This is a genomic window from Flavobacterium enshiense (genome assembly GCF_040750275.1).
In the GTDB taxonomy this organism is placed as follows: Bacteria; Bacteroidota; Bacteroidia; order Flavobacteriales; family Flavobacteriaceae; genus Flavobacterium; species Flavobacterium enshiense_B.
In genome coordinates this window covers 275,206-291,479 of record NZ_JBDOCV010000004.1, presented here as the reverse complement: position 1 = coordinate 291,479, position 16,274 = coordinate 275,206, and the positions used below count along the sequence as shown (strand labels likewise).

The following is a 16,274-nucleotide window of genomic DNA, read 5'->3' as shown; positions in this document are numbered from 1 at the left end:
GCCGCGGATATTTTTTGTTAAACCAAATGTATTAAAAAAAAATATTTGTAAGGAAACTTCCATTTGATTTTTTTGTAAAGAAAAAAGCGTTTTTTGTTAGCCCTAAGATGTTTTAAGGACGGAAAAACTATTTTTTAAACCTGCGCTTGTTTTGGTCAGGTTTCTGGGAAATAGGTTTTGAGAACGCTTTTCGGATTCCCGGTTTTACATCCGGTTTTGGAAAACTTGCTTCTTCAGTCATACTGGATTCGCTAATAAGCAAGTTTAGTTGTTTAATTTCGGTATCTGTCAAATCGCGATAACGTCCTACCGGCACATCAAGCGAAATGTTGATGATTCTGATGCGTTTCAAAGCGGTAACTTCGTATCCCAAATATTCACACATACGGCGAATTTGACGGTTAAGTCCTTGTGTCAGAACAATCCGAAATACAAATTTACTGATCTGTTCCACCTTACATTTCTTGGTAACCGTATCTAAAATAGGGACGCCGTTACCCATTCGTTGGATAAAACGATCGGTTATGGGTTTATTTACGGTTACAACATATTCTTTCTCATGGTTGTTACGTGCGCGAAGTATCTTATTTACAATATCGCCGTCGTCTGTCATAAAAATCAATCCTTCACTGGCTTTGTCTAATCGTCCGATAGGGAAAATACGTTTTGGGTAATTAATGTAATCCACAATATTATTACGGACACTTTGATTAGTGGTGCATTCAATCCCTACTGGTTTGTGAAAAGCTAGATAAATGGGTTTGGAAGTTTTTTCACGTATTAATTTCCCATCCACGCGAATTTCGTCATCAGTGGAAACTTTTGTGCCTAATTCAGGTACTTTGCCATTAATGGTGATTCTACCTTCTTCCAGTAATTTATCAGCTTCGCGACGGGAACAGTATCCGGTTTCGGAAAGGAATTTGTTAATACGGGTTTTATTTTCTTCCATACTGCAAAAATAATGGATTAATCATTAAAAATGAAGTAAACCTTAAAATCTGAGTTACTTTTTTATATATTTGAACCTTAATTTGTTAGAGGATTGAAAAAGCTGTTTTCTCTTATTGTTTTTTTAATTGGACTTACCCTTTTTGCGCAGAACAGAAAAGGGGAATTCCGTTTGGCTTCCGATTCCGATGTTCACGAATTGTATGTGGCCTTTCAATCGGATTTTGTTTTTGATTCTCATAACAGTAATGATGCTCTTATATCGTTGCTTCCTGATATTAAGGAAATTGTGACGAAGTATGGCATTCGTTTCGAGCCGGGAATTTCTATTTCTGCAGACAAATTAGACTTTCTTTCCCAAGAAGCAAGACGTATCTCTAAGAGCGACGCAGCGGTTCAGAAACTAAAAAAAATCCTCAAAGTACAATTGGATAATCCCACTAACGAACGTCTTTTGGAAGTAGCGGCTAAGTTGGAGCAATTTTCCGAAGTTGAATATTGTGCACTCATGAGCTTAAAACCAATAGCACCACCGACAGATATTGCACCGACAACAAATAATTACGAAGTCAATCAAACGTATATGGGAGCAAATCCGGGTGTGAATATGAATTATGCTTGGGGTTTGGGATTGAGTGGAAGTGGCATTCGTGTTCGCGACGTGGAGTATGGTTTTAATCCTAATCATGAAGACTTAAATAGTGTAAATGTTTCTATTGCGCCAGGCATGACAATTAATGCTTCTGCTTCTACTGCTTATACAGAACACGGAACTTCAGTTTTTGGTATTGTAATGGCCGATAAAGGTACTTATGGTATTTCCGGAATGGCATATGGAGCTCAGGAGATGATTTTGTTTCCGGAATGGCAACAAAGCGGTTATAATAGGATAAATGCTATAACACAAGCTATTGCAGCTTCTCAGGCAGGTGATGTGATTTTGTATGAAATGCAAACTTATGGACAAGGCAGTAATTATGTGCCGGCAGAATTTGATCAGGTGGTTTGGGATTTAACCAAAGCCGCTACCGATGCTGGTATCATTATCGTTGAAGCCGCTGCTAACGGGAATCAGAATTTGGATTCGGGTTATTATGCTTCCTATATGGCAAGAGGTAATTCCGGTGCTATTTTAGTGGGAGGCGGAAGGGCTAATGCATCGCATAACAGGATTTCGTATAGTACATACGGTTCAAGAGTAGATGTACAAGGTTGGTCTGAAGGTGTTTTTGCCTGTGGCTACGGTGATGCAGTTCAGGTAGGTGGAGATTTCAATCAGGGGTATACCAATTTTTCAGGAACGAGTTCGGCGACTCCAATCGTGGCATCTTGCGTGATAGTTTTACAATCGTATTACCGCAGTTTGACGGGTAATTACATGACGCCTTCAGAAATGCGTCAATTGTTAAGATCTACCGGGATTCCACAAGGAACGGGCGTGACAGGGAATATTGGGCCGTTACCAAACATGCAGACAGCTATAGAACAGCTTAATGCTGTATTGTCGATAGAAAACCCTTCATTTTTAACGGTTTCAATGTATCCGAATCCTGTTAATGACCATCTGACAATAGTATTTCCGGATTCAAGTTCAGAAGAAGGAACGTTGGAATTGGTTGATGCTTTGGGTAGGATTGTTCTAAGAAAAACGAATTTATCAAGTCAAACACACCTTGCTGTTGCGCATTTGCCTTCTGGAATTTATTTTGCTAAAATCAGTATCGGAAACAAGGTAGCTACAAAAAAAATCCTGAAACAGTAATTACTCCTCAAAAAGAAATTTGGAAATTCTCTGATACAAAAGCTCGTCATGTAAACTGTGTCCGAGCCCTTTTGTTTCAATGAATTCTGCGGATTTCCATGCTTCGGCTATTTTTTTTCCTTCAGTGAAAGAAACCACATCATCATCAACATCGTGTGCAATTAGTCCTTTTAAATTAAAGGTCGATGCGAATTTTTTGCCTGAAAAATCAGATGGATGGATTTGGAAACGTTCCTCAAAACGTTTTTTAAGTAATTCGAAGGCCTTATTGCTCAGGCTTATCGTTTTTTTGTAGTTGTTAAGGATGATTTCAAATTCACTTGGTGCTCCCAAAATTACCATTTTCTGCAGGTAAGGGTTGTTGTACTTGTACTGGTAATATAAACAGGTGGCGCCTCCCATGGAATGTCCGATAATGTATTGCGGTTGGTATTTTCGGATTAGCGCATCTACATGTTTTGCATACTGCGGAATGTTGAATTCAATACCGCTGGAAAGCCCTTGTCCTGGGCCATCGAGTGCAATGATGGTGCTTTTGGATGTTTGCAGTAATTTTATAAACTGCTCCCAGCGTGCGGCATTACTTTCCCATCCGTGAACCAGTAAAACTTTGTTTTCATTTCCACCCCAGGTATAAGTTTGGATTGTGTGGTTCTCCAAGGTAATTGTTTCCTGAACCGCTTCTTTTAAGATTTCCGGAATGTCGTTTGGGTTTAGCCTTCCTTCTCGAGGTTCGGAAAAAAATTTATAGGCAATTTGTGCGGCTCTTTTTGGCATAACAAAACTCATCAGGTTAACATACAACCCAATGGATTTTGTAAAAACAAAGTGAACCGTTTTGTTGATTAGCGCCATAAAAAAATCCCGATGAAATCGGGATTTAAGTTACTTATATTTTTGCAAATAATTGCTGCATTTTTTCTTTTTCTTCGTCTGCTAACATGTTGTCAACCAGGATTCTTCCACTGTGTTCATCTGTTAAGATTTTTTTACGGGAAGCGATTTCCATTTGTGTTTGAGGAGGAATCGTGAAGAAAGATCCTGCAGATGCACCACGCTCGATAGAAACAACTGCTAAACCATTTCTAACGCTGGAACGGATTCTGTCGTAAGCAGCTAATAAACGTGCTTCAATTTGTTGACGGAACTCTTCAGATTTACCTAATAAGAAGCTTTCTTCTTTTTCGGTTTCTGCCATGATGTCGCTTAGTTCTGATTTTTTATGTTTTAAATGCGTTTGTTTAGCATCTAATTTGTCTTTAGTTTCTCCCAAAACCACTTTTTTGTGTTCGATGGAAGCTTTCATTTCTTTAATGTGTTTTTCTGCTAACTGAATTTCCAATTCCTGAAACTCAACTTCTTTTGTTAAAGCGTTGAATTCACGATTGTTGCGAACTTCTTTTTGTTGCGTAGAATATTTTTTGATAGACTCTTTGTGTCCTTCGATAGCGTTTTTCTTGTCTTTGATTTGGTCTTCGATAGCTTCCAAATCGTTTTTAAGTTTTTCTAAACGAGTGCTTAATCCGGCAACTTCATCCTCTAAATCTTCCACTTCAAGAGGTAGCTCTCCTCTCACGTTTCTGATTTCGTCAATTCGAGAATCAATTAATTGTAAGTCATAAAGAGCTCTTAACTTTTCTTCTACACTTAGTTCTTTAACGTTTGCCATATTTTAAAAGTACTTAACTGGATTTGTATTTTCTTCCGATAAAATGATTGCAAAATTACTAATTTTTTTCGTAAGATAATCAACTATGTAATTTTTTGTAAATCTTTCGCTTTCATAATGCCCGATGTCGGCCAAAAGGAGTCTGCTTTCAGCTTCGTAGAATTGATGGTATTTTAAATCGGCAGTCAAAAAAGCATCGGCACCGGCATTTATCGCATTTTTAATGGCAAAACTTCCGGAACCACCTAAAACAGCTACTTTATGAATTTTTTTGTTTAGGAATTGACTATGACGGATGCCGCCGGTTTTCATCGATTCTTTTACCATTTGAAGGAAATCCGATTCGTTCATGGGGTTTTTCAGTTCACCAATCATTCCCAAGCCAATATTCTGATGTGTGTTTTGTAAATCGTAAATTTCGTACGCTACTTCTTCATAAACGTGGTTAGAAAACAACGCTTTTACTATTTTAGCTTGCAAGTGCTTCTCAAAAGTGACTTCAATTTTGATTTCTTCGGCTTCCACAAATTCAAAACGTTCACCAATTTCAGGGTTACTGTTTTCATTGCCCATATAGGTTCCGATTCCTTTCGAATTAAAACTGCAATCGTCATAATTGCCTATTTTTCCGGCTCCGGCATCAAACAAGGCGTTGCGAACCTGTTCTACGTTTTCAGGAATTGTATAGGTGATAAGTTTCTGAATGAAATTCTGTTTCGGAACTAATATTTTAGTATTGATTAACCCTAATGCATCACAGAAAATTTTATTCACTCCTTGTTGGTGATTGTCCAAAGCTGTGTGAACCGAATAAATGGCGATATCGTTTTTAATGGCTTTGATAACAGCACGTTCTACATAGTTTTTTCCTGTAATTTTTTTCAACCCTGAAAATAAAATAGGGTGGAAGCAAACAACCAGATTGCAGTTTTTGGTAACGGCTTCTTCGATTACACTTTCCAGCGCATCATGGCAGACCAAAACACCAGTGGCTTCAGTATTGACATCGCCAACCAAAAGACCGACATTGTCAAAATCTTCGGCATAAGCCAAAGGAGCCATTTCTTCTAAAACGGAAAGGATTTCTCTAATCTTCATAGTTAAAGTTTATGCGTTTTACAGTTTACAGTTTGAAATCTTTCAATCTCACTTCAAAGTAACGAATTTAGTAAGAACTTTTTTCAAAAAGATAAAAAATAGCTACATTCGTATTATGAATTTCCTTCGAAAATTACTCTTCCCATTTGCTGTTTTGTATGGCTTTGTAACTTCCGTTCGCAATTTTTTGTACGATACCGGAAAGTTGAAATCACAGGAATTTGATTTACCTATAATCGCAGTAGGGAATTTGAGTGTTGGCGGAACCGGAAAGACACCCCAGATTGAGTATCTGATCCGATTGTTGTCCGATTCATACCGGGTGGCAACCTTAAGCAGAGGGTATAAACGAAAATCCAAAGGCTTTATTCTGGCCGATGAAAATTCCAATGCTCAAATTTTAGGGGATGAACCGTATCAGTTTTTTCAGAAGTTTCCACAAATTCAGGTAGCCGTTGATGCCAATCGGGTAAACGGAATTACTCAACTGCTTGCCCAGAAAAATAAACCGGAAGTGATTTTGCTGGATGATGCTTTTCAGCACCGTAAAGTTAAAGCGGGTTTTTATATTCTTCTTACGGCTTACGATGATTTGTATTGTGACGATTTGATTCTTCCGGCCGGAAATCTCAGAGAGAGTAGAGCGGGAGTAGAAAGAGCTAACGTTGTGATTGTTACAAAGTGTCCGCCACAGCTTACAATTACACAACAAAATGAAATCAAAACCAGGTTGAAATTGCATGCTAATCAGCAATTATTCTTTACCTTTATTGCTTATGACAGTCATTTGTATTCGGCGGAGAAACAAATTCCGGTAACCGAAATGTCCGATGTAGCGAAATTACTTTTGGCCGGGATTGCAAAACCGGAATCTTTTTTTGCATATTTGCAGGCTGCTCAAAATACAACGATGGTTTTTCCGGATCATCATGATTTTACTCAGCAGGACATCGAAATAATTAAAGAAAAAGCAAATACTAGGTGTATCGTTACAACGGAAAAAGATTATGTTCGTTTAAGCGGAAAGTTGCCAAAGGAACAGCTTTTTTATTTGCCGATAAAAACGACATTCTTAAACGATAAAAACGATTTTGATAAAACGATTTTGGATTATGTGGGAACAAGTACAGGAAACCGTTAGTTATATTAAAGGAAAAACAAGTTTTACTCCGGAATATGGTGTGATTTTAGGTTCGGGTTTAGGAGGTTTTACCGAAGATATTCAAATTGAACATATATTGCCGTATACTGAAATACCAAACTTTCCGGTATCTACTGTAGAAGGACATAAAGGTGCTTTGGTTTTCGGAACAATTGAAGGAAAAAAAGTTGTGGCAATGCAAGGGCGTTTTCATTTTTATGAAGGCTACGATATGAAACAGGTTACTTTTCCGGTACGTGTCATGAAATATTTGGGAATTGAAAAACTCATTGTTTCCAATGCTTCAGGTGGTGTGAATCACGACTATCGAGTTGGTTCTATTGTAATTATTAAAGATCATATCAATTTTATGCCGGAGCATCCGCTTCGTGGGAAAAACGATTTGCGTTTCGGACCGCGTTTTGTAAACATGAGCGAGCCGTACAGTCGTAAAATGATAACGAAAGCAAAAGAATTAGCAGCTTCTTTAAATATTGAAATAAATGACGGTGTGTATTTAGGTTTACAGGGACCAACCTTTGAAACCCTTTCCGAATACCGCATGGTGAAAATTTTAGGGGCAGACTGCGTTGGCATGTCAACTGTTCCGGAAGTGATTGTGGCGGCTCACATGAATTTGGAAACCTTTGGTATTTCTGTAATAACCGATATGGGTAACGAGGAAAGTATCGATACCATTACGCATGAAGAGGTTCTGGAAGCGGCTAAAGAAGCAGAGCCAAAAGTAAGAAACCTGATTAAAAACTTGATTATCAACTACTAGCTTTGTGCTACATTTGAAGCACTAGACTCCATAATTGTATTGGCAATTATCTGATAGAATTTTTCCGGATCGAATGGTTTTGTGATTACGTCATTCATGCCGAAGGATAATAACATTTCTTTATTTTCGTCCAATGAAATTGCGGTTAAGGCTACAATTGGTGTTTTCTTGTCGAATTTTCTGATTTCTTCCGTAGCAGTAGTTCCGTTAATCCCCGGTAAGTGTACATCCATGAGAATTAGGTCGTAACGGTGATTGCGCATATGTTCCACAGCATCTTCTCCGTTTTCGATGATAAAGCAGCTCATCTCTTTTTTCTCAAGCATTTTTTGAGTAATCATTTGATTGATTTTGTTGTCCTCAACCAAAAGAATGCTTTTTCCGATAAGCCAGACATCTTCGTAGGAAGGACCTTCTTTTTTCTCGATTTTTTTCTCGGTATATCTGAATGAAAGATCAAAATGGAAACGTGACCCTTTATTTTCTTCGCTGTCCAGTTTGATTTTGCCACCCATTATGTGTACAAGTCGCTTTACGATAGCTAAACCTAAACCAGTACCGCCATATTTTCGATTAATATGGACAGATCCTTGTGTGAAGCTGTCGAAAATGGTTTCTTGATGTTCTTTTGGAATCCCAATTCCTGTATCTTGTACTTCGAAATGTATTTTAACAGAATTCGCTTTTTCTTTTTTTACTTCGGCAACCAGCCAAACATTTCCGTTTTTAGTGAATTTTATTGCGTTGTTAATCAAATTAATGAAAACCTGAGACAATTTGGTAGGGTCGCCAATAAGTGTGGACGGTATTTTTTCATCGATTTTTAAATGATAAATCGTCTTGTTTTTGTTAGCGATTTCGGTGAAAGAACCCAATATGTTTTCTAAAAGTTCTCGTAAATCAAATTCAATATTTTCAATGCCAACATTGTCGGATTCCACGCGGTTAATTTCTAAAATATCATTGATGAAAGTCAGCAAATAGTTTCCTGAAAATTTAAGAGAATTAAGGTAATTCATTTGTTCCGGCTTCGGATTTTCATCGATCAGGATATGAGTGATACCGTTAATGGCATTTAGAGGTGTACGTAATTCATGACTAACCGTAGAGAGGAATTCTGCTCTGGCTTTTGATGCTTTTTCTGCTTTTATTTTTTCAATTTCCAACTCTTGGTTTTTGTCTTTTAAGAGTTGATTGGTTTTGGTACGGATGATGTTGTTTTTGTAAAGCGAAAGACTCAATAACGATAAAATGGAAATCAGAGCAATACTCAAAATACTGATGAGTTTTGAAAATTTAATGGTTTTTTCTTGAGCCTTGTTTTCAAGGTTCATTCGGTCAATCGTTCTGAATTGTTCACTTGGAATAAAATTGTCGCTGGGTGAGGCGCCAATTGCTTTATTTCGTAAATCAGTAATCGAATCTCTTAGCGATAAGTGTTTTGTCATATAGAAAAGAGCCAATTGAGGAAATTTTATTTTCTCATAGGAATCGCTTAGCCGACGGGTAATTTTTAATTTCTGCTGCAGATTGTCTGATGAGATAGAAATTCTGTAAGCTTTTTCTAAATAATCAATTGCATTTTTAGTGTTTGTTTTAGCTTCAATTTCAGCTAATTGGTAATAGGCCTCGGCTTTGGTTTCAAAAAAAACTTCCGTATTATTTTTCTCTACAATGCTGAAAAACTCTTCCTTAGCCTTCTGTAAATTACCATTGTTTTTATTTAGAATGGCTTTTTGAAGCGTAATTAAGTTGGTTGCTTCGGGGAGGTTAATCTGATTGTAAACAGAAACCGCTTTGTTAAAATAATTGTCAGAAAGTGCGTGGTTTTTTTTGTTTAAGTAGCTTAATCCCAAACTGTAATAGCAATAAGCGCTATTGGAGGAGGGTTTGATGGTGTTGTAAATGGTAAGGCTTCGGATATAGTTTTCAATTGCCTGGTCATTTTTATTCACTTCATGATAAATACCACCGATTGCTAAGTAGCTGTCTGCTAAATCTTTTTGAAGTTTGTTTTTTTCGGCAAACTGCTGTGATTTTTTTGCATAAGAAAGCGCCTTGTCATAATTGATGTTGTTTTTATAAAATCCGGAAAGCTCCAGATAATAGGTAACGCTATCAATTTTAACATCGGCCATTTCGTTTTGTGAAAAGGCTGAAAATGAGAAAAAAATAAGTAATAAAGCGAAATAATTTCTCATGTGTTGCAAATAAGCTGCATAAATATAGGGATTTATTTCTTTGAAACGAAACTTATTAGATCAATTATTCGGGAAGAGTAACCGATTTCGTTATCGTACCAACCTACAACTTTTACCATTTTATCGATTACAGAGGTTAGCTGAGCATCAAAAAGACAAGAATTTGGATTGCCTAAAATGTCAACCGATACGATTGGGTCTTCGGTGTAATCAAGAATTCCTTTTAGCTCGTTTTCGGCTTTTACTTTAAAAGCGCTATTAATTTCTTCAATGGAAACTTCTCTTTTAACATTAAAAGTGATATCTGTTAAAGAGCCGTCCGGAACCGGAACCCGGATTCCGCACCCTCCCATTTTTCCGTTCAGTTCGGGAAAAATTTTGGTTAATGCCTTAGCAGCGCCGGTGGTTGTCGGAACAATAGATTGGGAAGCGGCTCGTGCTCTTCGCAAATCTTTATGAGGCTGGTCGTGTAAACTTTGATCAGTAGTGTAAGAGTGAACTGTGGTAATGTAAGCCTGTTCAATGCCGCATAATTCCTGAATAACTCTGATCATTGGTGCAGCGTTATTGGTGGTACAGCTTGCATTGGAAATGATTTTTTCCGAACCGTCGAGAATATGCTCGTTTACGCCCAAAACAACCGTTTTTACAGTGTCGTCTTCAGGTGGTGCTGAAAGAATTACTTTTTTGGCGCCGGATTTTAAGTGAGCTTCTGCTGAAGCATATTTTAAAAATTTTCCCGTGGCCTCAATTACAATATCAACCGCTAAATTATTCCAGTTTATGTTGACTATTTCTCTTTCATGGAAAAAAGGGTAGGTCTTTCCGTCAATAAGAAACGAGTTGTCATGCGCGGTAATGTTGTTTTTTAAAACCCCGTGAATACTGTCGTATTTCAACAAATGCGCCATGGTTTTGGTGTCGGCAATATCGTTGATGGCTACCACTTCAATGTTGGGATGATCCAAAAGTAACCGAAAGAGATTTCTCCCGATTCTTCCAAAACCGTTAATGGCCACTCGGGTTTTTAACATGATTACAGAATGTGTTTTTGCGCGTGATAAGAAGAGCGAACCAAGGCTCCACTTTCAACGTGACGGAAACCTAATTCTTTTCCTATTTTTTCGTATTTCTCGAATTGTTCCGGTGTAATAAATTCTTTTACCGGAAGGTGTTTTTTACTGGGTTGCAAATATTGTCCGATGGTTACAATGTCTACATTTGCTTCGCGTAAATCTTTCATGGTCTGGATGACTTCCTCTTCAGTTTCTCCTAACCCTAGCATGATTCCAGATTTTGTTCTGCGGATTCCCTTGTCTTTAAGATATTTTAAAACAGCTAAACTTTTATCGTATTTAGCCTGAATGCGCACTTCACGGGTTAAACGTCTTACGGTTTCCATGTTGTGAGAAACTACCTCTGGACTTACTTCGATGATTCGGTCTAGATTTCTTTCTACTCCTTGAAAATCAGGGATTAAAGTTTCTAATGTGGTTTCCGGATTCATTCTTCGGATGGCTTTTACTGTTTCTGCCCAGATTATGGAGCCCATGTCTTTAATATCGTCACGATCCACACTGGTAATCACGGCATGTTTGATGTTCATGATTTTGATGGAACGGGCCACTTTTTCCGGTTCATCCCAGTCTACAGTTTCCGGTCTTCCGGTTTTTACGCCGCAAAAGCCACAAGAACGGGTGCATATATTACCAAGAATCATGAAAGTAGCTGTTCCTTCTCCCCAACATTCTCCCATATTCGGGCAACTTCCGGAAGTACAAATGGTGTTTAGTTTGTATTTGTCAACCAAACCACGCAGTTCAGTATATTTCTGGCCGGTCGGCAGTTTTACACGCAACCATTTCGGTTTGGCTTTCGGTAAGATGTTGGAGTCTAAAACGGTATCCATAATGCTGAAAAATATTCGCAAAGATACTAATTGTTGAGAACTTACTGCTTGGTTTAACGCATTTTTAATAAGAGAATCATAATGGATTCTGTTCTTTTTTAGTTTTGGAAAAATGTGTTATTTTAGCAAAAATCGTTTTAAAAGCCAAAATAAGTATGAAAGTTACCAAGTTGTTTACCGAATTTTTTGAAAGTGAAAAAGCCTCCGGAATAGTTTTAATAGTTTGTACAATCGTTTCGTTGTTGCTAGCCAATTCAATATTTCAAGGAAGTTATGAGCATATATGGCATTACCAAATAGGTAGTCATTCTTTTGAACATTGGATAAACGACGGTTTGATGACCATTTTCTTTCTGTTGATTGGATTGGAATTGGAACGGGAAATTTATATTGGTGAACTCTCTAGTTTAAAAAATGCCTTACTGCCTTTAATTGCTGCGCTAGGCGGAATGATTGTGCCGGCTGTAATCTATCTGATTTTTAATTTCGGAACTCCAACACAAGCAGGTGCCGGAATACCAATGGCTACTGATATCGCGTTTGCTTTAGGTGTATTATCTCTTTTGGGGAATCGGATACCGTTATCGTTAAAAGTTTTTTTGACGGCTTTGGCGGTTATTGATGATTTGGGCGCTATTCTGGTTATAGCTATTTTTTACACAGATGATCTCTCACTTTTAAATTTAGGTATTTCGTTAGGAATTATGGGGGTTTTGTTTGTTTTCAATCGTATGAAAGTAAATAATTGGCTTCCTTATATAATTGGAGGGGTAGGAATGTGGTATTTTATGCTGAACTCAGGGATTCATGCAACGATTGCCGGAGTTTTGTTAGCTTTTGTAATTCCGTTTGGTGACGGAAGTGAAAAGACGGTTTCGTATCAATTACAACATTTGCTGCATAAGCCGGTTGCATTTGTAGTTCTTCCGCTTTTTGCTTTGGCTAATACGGCTGTAATTTTTGGCGGTGATTGGGCTGAAGGGTTGCTCCATGAGAACAGTATTGGCATCTTTTTAGGATTGGTGCTCGGAAAACCAATTGGGATTTTTCTTTTCTGCTTTTCTTTTGTGTTGATCGGTATCTGTAAATTACCTGGTGAGTTGAAATGGAGTCAGCTTTTTGCGACCGGTTTTTTGGCAGGAATCGGTTTTACCATGTCTATTTTTATAACCTTGCTTGCATTTAAAGGGCAGCAGGAAGATATAACGATTTCAAAAATTGCAATTTTGTTTTCGTCTTTAGTGGCGGGATTAATTGGTTATGTTTTTCTATCGTTTACTTTAAAGAATGAAAAAAGTAATGACTAATAATAAAAAAGGCTGAAGAATCAGCCTTTTTTTATTGAACATTCACTGTTATCGGTAAATTGTATGCGGTTCGTACTGGTTCACCGTTTTTATAACCGGGTTCCCATTTGGTTTTCATAGCATTTAAAACTCTTAAAGCTTCTTTGCCAAGGTTGTAGCCAGGATCTCGGGTTACTTTAATGTTGGACAAGCTTCCGTCTTTTTCGATTACAAAGTACACCATTACTTTTAAGGATTTTACTTCGTCTTCAACAGCTGGAGAATTGAATTTTTTCCCTACATTTTTTAGGAATTCTGCAATGCCTCCGGGATACTGAGGTTGTTTGTCCACTGTAATAGTGGTTTCTACGGCAGGTGGAGTTGTGGAGCTGTTACCAGTACCCATAGTGTTGCCTTTTGGTGCTGTTTCAAGGCTATTTCCACTTGTTCCGGAGCCTTCGCTGGTTACAGCACCTACTTGTCCTTTTTCCAGTTCTTTATTGGTGGCAGGGTCTTCCGTAACTTTGTTTTTTTCGGCAGGTTTCATCACCACTCGTTTGATGACTTTTTCGTCGGTAAGCGGTTTTGAAGTTACCGGGCCTTTGGATTCTTCTTTTGGTTCGTCTTTAAAAATATCCGTGTTTACCAGCGTAATAATCTCTTCGGTATTTGACTTTTTGATAGCTGCTGTGGCTTCTTCTGAACTGAAGTAACTTATCGTAAACGGAATAGCTGCTGCAGAAGCAAATAAACCTAAGGCAGTACATAATGCTCTTAAGGTGGTTTTTGGATTTTCGGTTCTTAATTGATAAGCACCATAAGTTTTGTTTCGTCCTTCGAAAACCATGTTTAACCAACCGGTTTCGTAAATGTTGATTTTAGACATACTAGATAGTTTTTGAGGTTAATTAAATTGCTTTTTTATTTAATAACGAAAACTATGCTAGCATAGTATGTATAATGTTAAATTTTTTATAAATTATTTTAAATTTAACATTTTTGTTGAATTTTAACACCGTGGTTATTCTGATTTATTGTGGTTAAATCGGTGAATTAGTGTTTTTGTTGAATGATTTCGGCCAGTAGTTTTTTGGCACGTAAAAGTTTAATTTTTACGTTGTTTAAGGGTTCTTCCAGTTCATCGGCAATTTCCTGATAACTCATCTCCTGAAAATAACGCAATTGTATTACTTCTTGGTATGCAGGCTTTAATTCTTTTATCAACAAAAGCAGGCGGGCTAAATTCTGCTCTTTAATGATTTCGTCTTCCACAGAAGGTGTGGTGTCGGCCACATCGTAAGCTTGCTGGTCTTCTTCATCGGTCATTTCAACAAATAAAGCCGATTTTTTCTTGCGCAGCATGTCAATGTGAACATTTTTGGCAATGGCAATAAGCCAGGTATTGAATCCGTATTCTGGGTTGTACGTGGCGATTTTGTCAAAAGCTTTGGCGAAAGTTTCGATAACGATGTCTTCCGTATCCGTTTCGTTTTCGGTGCGTTTCAGCATAAAACCGTATACTTCGTTCCAAAAAAAGTCCAATAAAAAAGTAAAGGCTACTTGGTCGCCCATTTTAGCCTTTTCGATATTTTTCTGTATGATTTCCGAAGTTATTTCCAATGTACCGGTTTTGAAACTAAGTTGGTGAAAAACACATTTAACTGTGTGAAGATAAGGATTATTTCAAGGATTGGAAACCAATACATTACATCTTTTTCGTTTAATTTTCCGGCAGCATATCCTAAAGTGATCCAGCTGAAGATATAGCGGAATACGATCAATCCGCCTACAATCATCCATTGAAACTGAAAAGCCAAAAGGACAACAGCCAAAATAAGAAAAGACAGTTGAGAGAAATAATATAGGCCGAGTTGAAATTTATCGAATCCTTTGTAGAATTTAGCAGTGGAAACGTGACGACGTTTTTGGTTGAACCATTCTTTCCATGTTTGTTTGGGTTCTGAAATGGTGAAACTGTCAGGTGTATAACAATAGGCAGTGTTACTGGCTTTAGCAGCCTGATTGATAAACAGGTCGTCGTCTCCGGAACGTATCGTCATGTGTTCGATAAAACCGTTTACGCGAAAAAACTCTTCGCGTTTGTACGCCAGATTTCTTCCAACCCCCATATAAGGTTTGCCCATTTTCGCCCATGAAAAGTACTGAGTGGCAGTTAAAAGGGTTTCAAAGCGAATGATTTTATTTAAGAAAGAGCCTTTAATTTTTTCATAAGCACCATAGCCTAAAACAATCGTTTTGTGCATGGTAAATTGTGAACTCATGTTGGTAATCCAGTCTTTCGAAGTAGGGTAGCAATCGGCATCGGTGAAAAGTAAATATTCTTTGGAAGCCGCTTTGATTCCTAAGGTAAGAGCGAATTTTTTATTGCCCCAAAAGGCTTCGTTATTTTGAACTTTTACCAGTTTTACGTTCGCATATTGTTTTTCGAATGCTTCAAAAATTTCAAGGGTTTCGTCGCTGGAAGCATCGTCAATTAACACGATTTCGTAATCCGGATAGTTCTGATCAGCTAATAGAGGGACGAAGTTTTGAACTTTTTCGGCTTCATTTTTCGCACATACAATTACAGAAATCGGAATACGTTTGGGCGTGATTTGCTGTTTTGGAGCAAAAGCAAATTTTCCGAAAACAATCAGATGGTAAAAAAGTTGGATGGCGATGATTCCGATAAAAACGTAAAGTAAAATTAGCAGCATAGGTAACCCTGAATAGTGTTAAAATCAGGGCAAATTTAGTGAAAAGAGTTTACTTAAATAAAATTGTAAAAGTTTAGTTTTTAACAATTGGAATTTCTTAAGAACGTTGTTTTTTCATGGCATCGGCGATGGCTTGTGAATTGTTGTCTTTTCTTTCTTCCAATTCGGAAATAATAGTGTTGTGGTTTTTATCGTCGCGGTTTTGAGAAAGTTTGTGAACGGCCTGAATATCGGTAATTTCAATTTCAAAAGCGGTAATGCCGTTTATTTGTCTCATGGTTTCCGCTGAGAGATTTTCAATTTTAACCGGATTTTTGGAGGTTGCCTCGTATTTGTCGACCAATTTTTTCATCGCAAACAGCAATTCTTCACCTTCGATGATTCTAATCTTACCGTACACATGAACGGCAATATAATTCCAGGTTGGGACATTTTCATGATCGTACCAGGAAGAAGAAATGTAGGAGTGAGGTCCGTTAAAAATTGACAGCACTTCATTATTATCTGTAAAACTTTCTCCTTGAGGATTTTCTTTGGAAATATGTCCAAACAACACTTCTTTCCCCTGTAAATTTGTTTCCAGTTCCAACGGAATATGAGTGCCCCAAAGTTTTCCCTGTGTTTGATTCACTAAGATCCCGAAGCTGTTAGTCTTGATAAAGCTTTTGATTTCTTCGGCGTTTTCGTTTTTATAAAGTTCAGGGATGTACATTTGAGAGTGTATTTAGGTATCGGTAATTTATTGAGGATTTATTT

The 16,274-nt window shown here is 37.5% G+C and carries 15 protein-coding genes; 4 read left to right on the top strand and 11 right to left on the bottom strand.

Annotated features, from left to right (window positions below):
• Positions 1-127: 127 nt before the first annotated feature.
• Positions 128-952, bottom strand: a complete 825-nt coding sequence (rluF, locus tag ABGT15_RS07960) for a 23S rRNA pseudouridine(2604) synthase RluF (RefSeq protein WP_367230896.1) — start codon at positions 950-952, stop codon at positions 128-130.
• A gap of 93 nt (positions 953-1,045) precedes the next feature.
• Here rluF and ABGT15_RS07955 point away from each other — a divergent pair, with 93 nt between their 5' ends.
• The gene (locus ABGT15_RS07955; RefSeq protein WP_367230895.1) at positions 1,046-2,713 is read left to right on the top strand and encodes a S8/S53 family peptidase; all 1,668 of its coding nucleotides are present in this window, start codon (positions 1,046-1,048) and stop codon (positions 2,711-2,713) included.
• Here the strand turns inward: ABGT15_RS07955 and ABGT15_RS07950 are convergent, their stop codons facing one another.
• The 3 genes from ABGT15_RS07950 to ABGT15_RS07940 all read right to left on the bottom strand — a co-directional run bounded on the left by ABGT15_RS07950 (position 2,714) and on the right by ABGT15_RS07940 (position 5,480).
• Positions 2,714-3,490 carry an alpha/beta fold hydrolase gene (locus ABGT15_RS07950; protein WP_367230894.1) on the bottom strand — a complete coding sequence of 259 codons (777 nt, stop codon included), beginning with the start codon at positions 3,488-3,490 and terminating at the stop codon, positions 2,714-2,716.
• A gap of 112 nt (positions 3,491-3,602) precedes the next feature.
• The gene (locus ABGT15_RS07945; protein WP_367230893.1) at positions 3,603-4,382 is read right to left on the bottom strand and encodes a zinc ribbon domain-containing protein; all 780 of its coding nucleotides are present in this window, start codon (positions 4,380-4,382) and stop codon (positions 3,603-3,605) included.
• A gap of 3 nt (positions 4,383-4,385) precedes the next feature.
• On the bottom strand, positions 4,386-5,480 hold the full coding sequence (locus ABGT15_RS07940; protein ID WP_367230892.1) for a Nif3-like dinuclear metal center hexameric protein: 1,095 nt from the start codon (positions 5,478-5,480) through the stop codon (positions 4,386-4,388).
• 115 nt (positions 5,481-5,595) lie between these two features.
• On the opposite strand from ABGT15_RS07940, the gene lpxK reads away from it, so the two are divergent.
• Positions 5,596-6,621, top strand: a complete 1,026-nt coding sequence (gene lpxK, locus ABGT15_RS07935) for a tetraacyldisaccharide 4'-kinase (protein ID WP_367230891.1) — start codon at positions 5,596-5,598, stop codon at positions 6,619-6,621.
• Entirely contained in the window at positions 6,593-7,405 is an 813-nt protein-coding gene (locus ABGT15_RS07930; RefSeq protein ID WP_367230890.1) for a purine-nucleoside phosphorylase, read from the top strand. Before lpxK ends, ABGT15_RS07930 begins: the two co-directional genes overlap by 29 nt.
• Here the strand turns inward: ABGT15_RS07930 and ABGT15_RS07925 are convergent.
• The 3 genes from ABGT15_RS07925 to lipA are packed head-to-tail and all read right to left on the bottom strand — an operon-like array spanning position 7,402 to position 11,515.
• Positions 7,402-9,606 carry a tetratricopeptide repeat-containing hybrid sensor histidine kinase/response regulator gene (locus ABGT15_RS07925; RefSeq protein WP_367230889.1) on the bottom strand — a complete coding sequence of 735 codons (2,205 nt, stop codon included), beginning with the start codon at positions 9,604-9,606 and terminating at the stop codon, positions 7,402-7,404. The two genes, ABGT15_RS07930 and ABGT15_RS07925, sit on opposite strands and share 4 nt — an antisense overlap.
• A gap of 32 nt (positions 9,607-9,638) precedes the next feature.
• Positions 9,639-10,640 carry a type I glyceraldehyde-3-phosphate dehydrogenase gene (gene gap / locus ABGT15_RS07920; RefSeq protein WP_367230888.1) on the bottom strand — a complete coding sequence of 334 codons (1,002 nt, stop codon included), beginning with the start codon at positions 10,638-10,640 and terminating at the stop codon, positions 9,639-9,641.
• 2 nt (positions 10,641-10,642) lie between these two features.
• Positions 10,643-11,515: a lipoyl synthase gene (gene lipA, locus ABGT15_RS07915; RefSeq protein WP_367230887.1), complete on the bottom strand. Its 873-nt coding sequence runs from the start codon at positions 11,513-11,515 to the stop codon at positions 10,643-10,645.
• 155 nt (positions 11,516-11,670) lie between these two features.
• Between lipA and nhaA the strand changes: the two genes are divergently transcribed.
• A complete protein-coding gene (nhaA, locus tag ABGT15_RS07910) occupies positions 11,671-12,822 on the top strand; it encodes a Na+/H+ antiporter NhaA (RefSeq protein ID WP_367230886.1) in 1,152 nt (383 codons plus the stop codon).
• Between the two features lie 31 nt (positions 12,823-12,853).
• Here the strand turns inward: nhaA and ABGT15_RS07905 are convergent, their stop codons facing one another.
• From ABGT15_RS07905 to ABGT15_RS07890, 4 genes are all read right to left on the bottom strand, one after another.
• On the bottom strand, positions 12,854-13,687 hold the full coding sequence (locus ABGT15_RS07905; RefSeq protein ID WP_367230885.1) for an energy transducer TonB: 834 nt from the start codon (positions 13,685-13,687) through the stop codon (positions 12,854-12,856).
• 167 nt (positions 13,688-13,854) lie between these two features.
• Positions 13,855-14,373 (bottom strand): RNA polymerase sigma factor, encoded by a 519-nt coding sequence (locus ABGT15_RS07900; RefSeq protein WP_367231107.1) that lies wholly within the window; start codon positions 14,371-14,373, stop codon positions 13,855-13,857.
• A gap of 38 nt (positions 14,374-14,411) precedes the next feature.
• The gene (locus ABGT15_RS07895) at positions 14,412-15,518 is read right to left on the bottom strand and encodes a glycosyltransferase (RefSeq protein WP_367230884.1); all 1,107 of its coding nucleotides are present in this window, start codon (positions 15,516-15,518) and stop codon (positions 14,412-14,414) included.
• Positions 15,519-15,615: 97 nt separating this feature from the next.
• A complete protein-coding gene (locus tag ABGT15_RS07890) occupies positions 15,616-16,230 on the bottom strand; it encodes an FMN-binding negative transcriptional regulator (RefSeq protein ID WP_367230883.1) in 615 nt (204 codons plus the stop codon).
• Positions 16,231-16,274 lie beyond the last annotated feature (44 nt).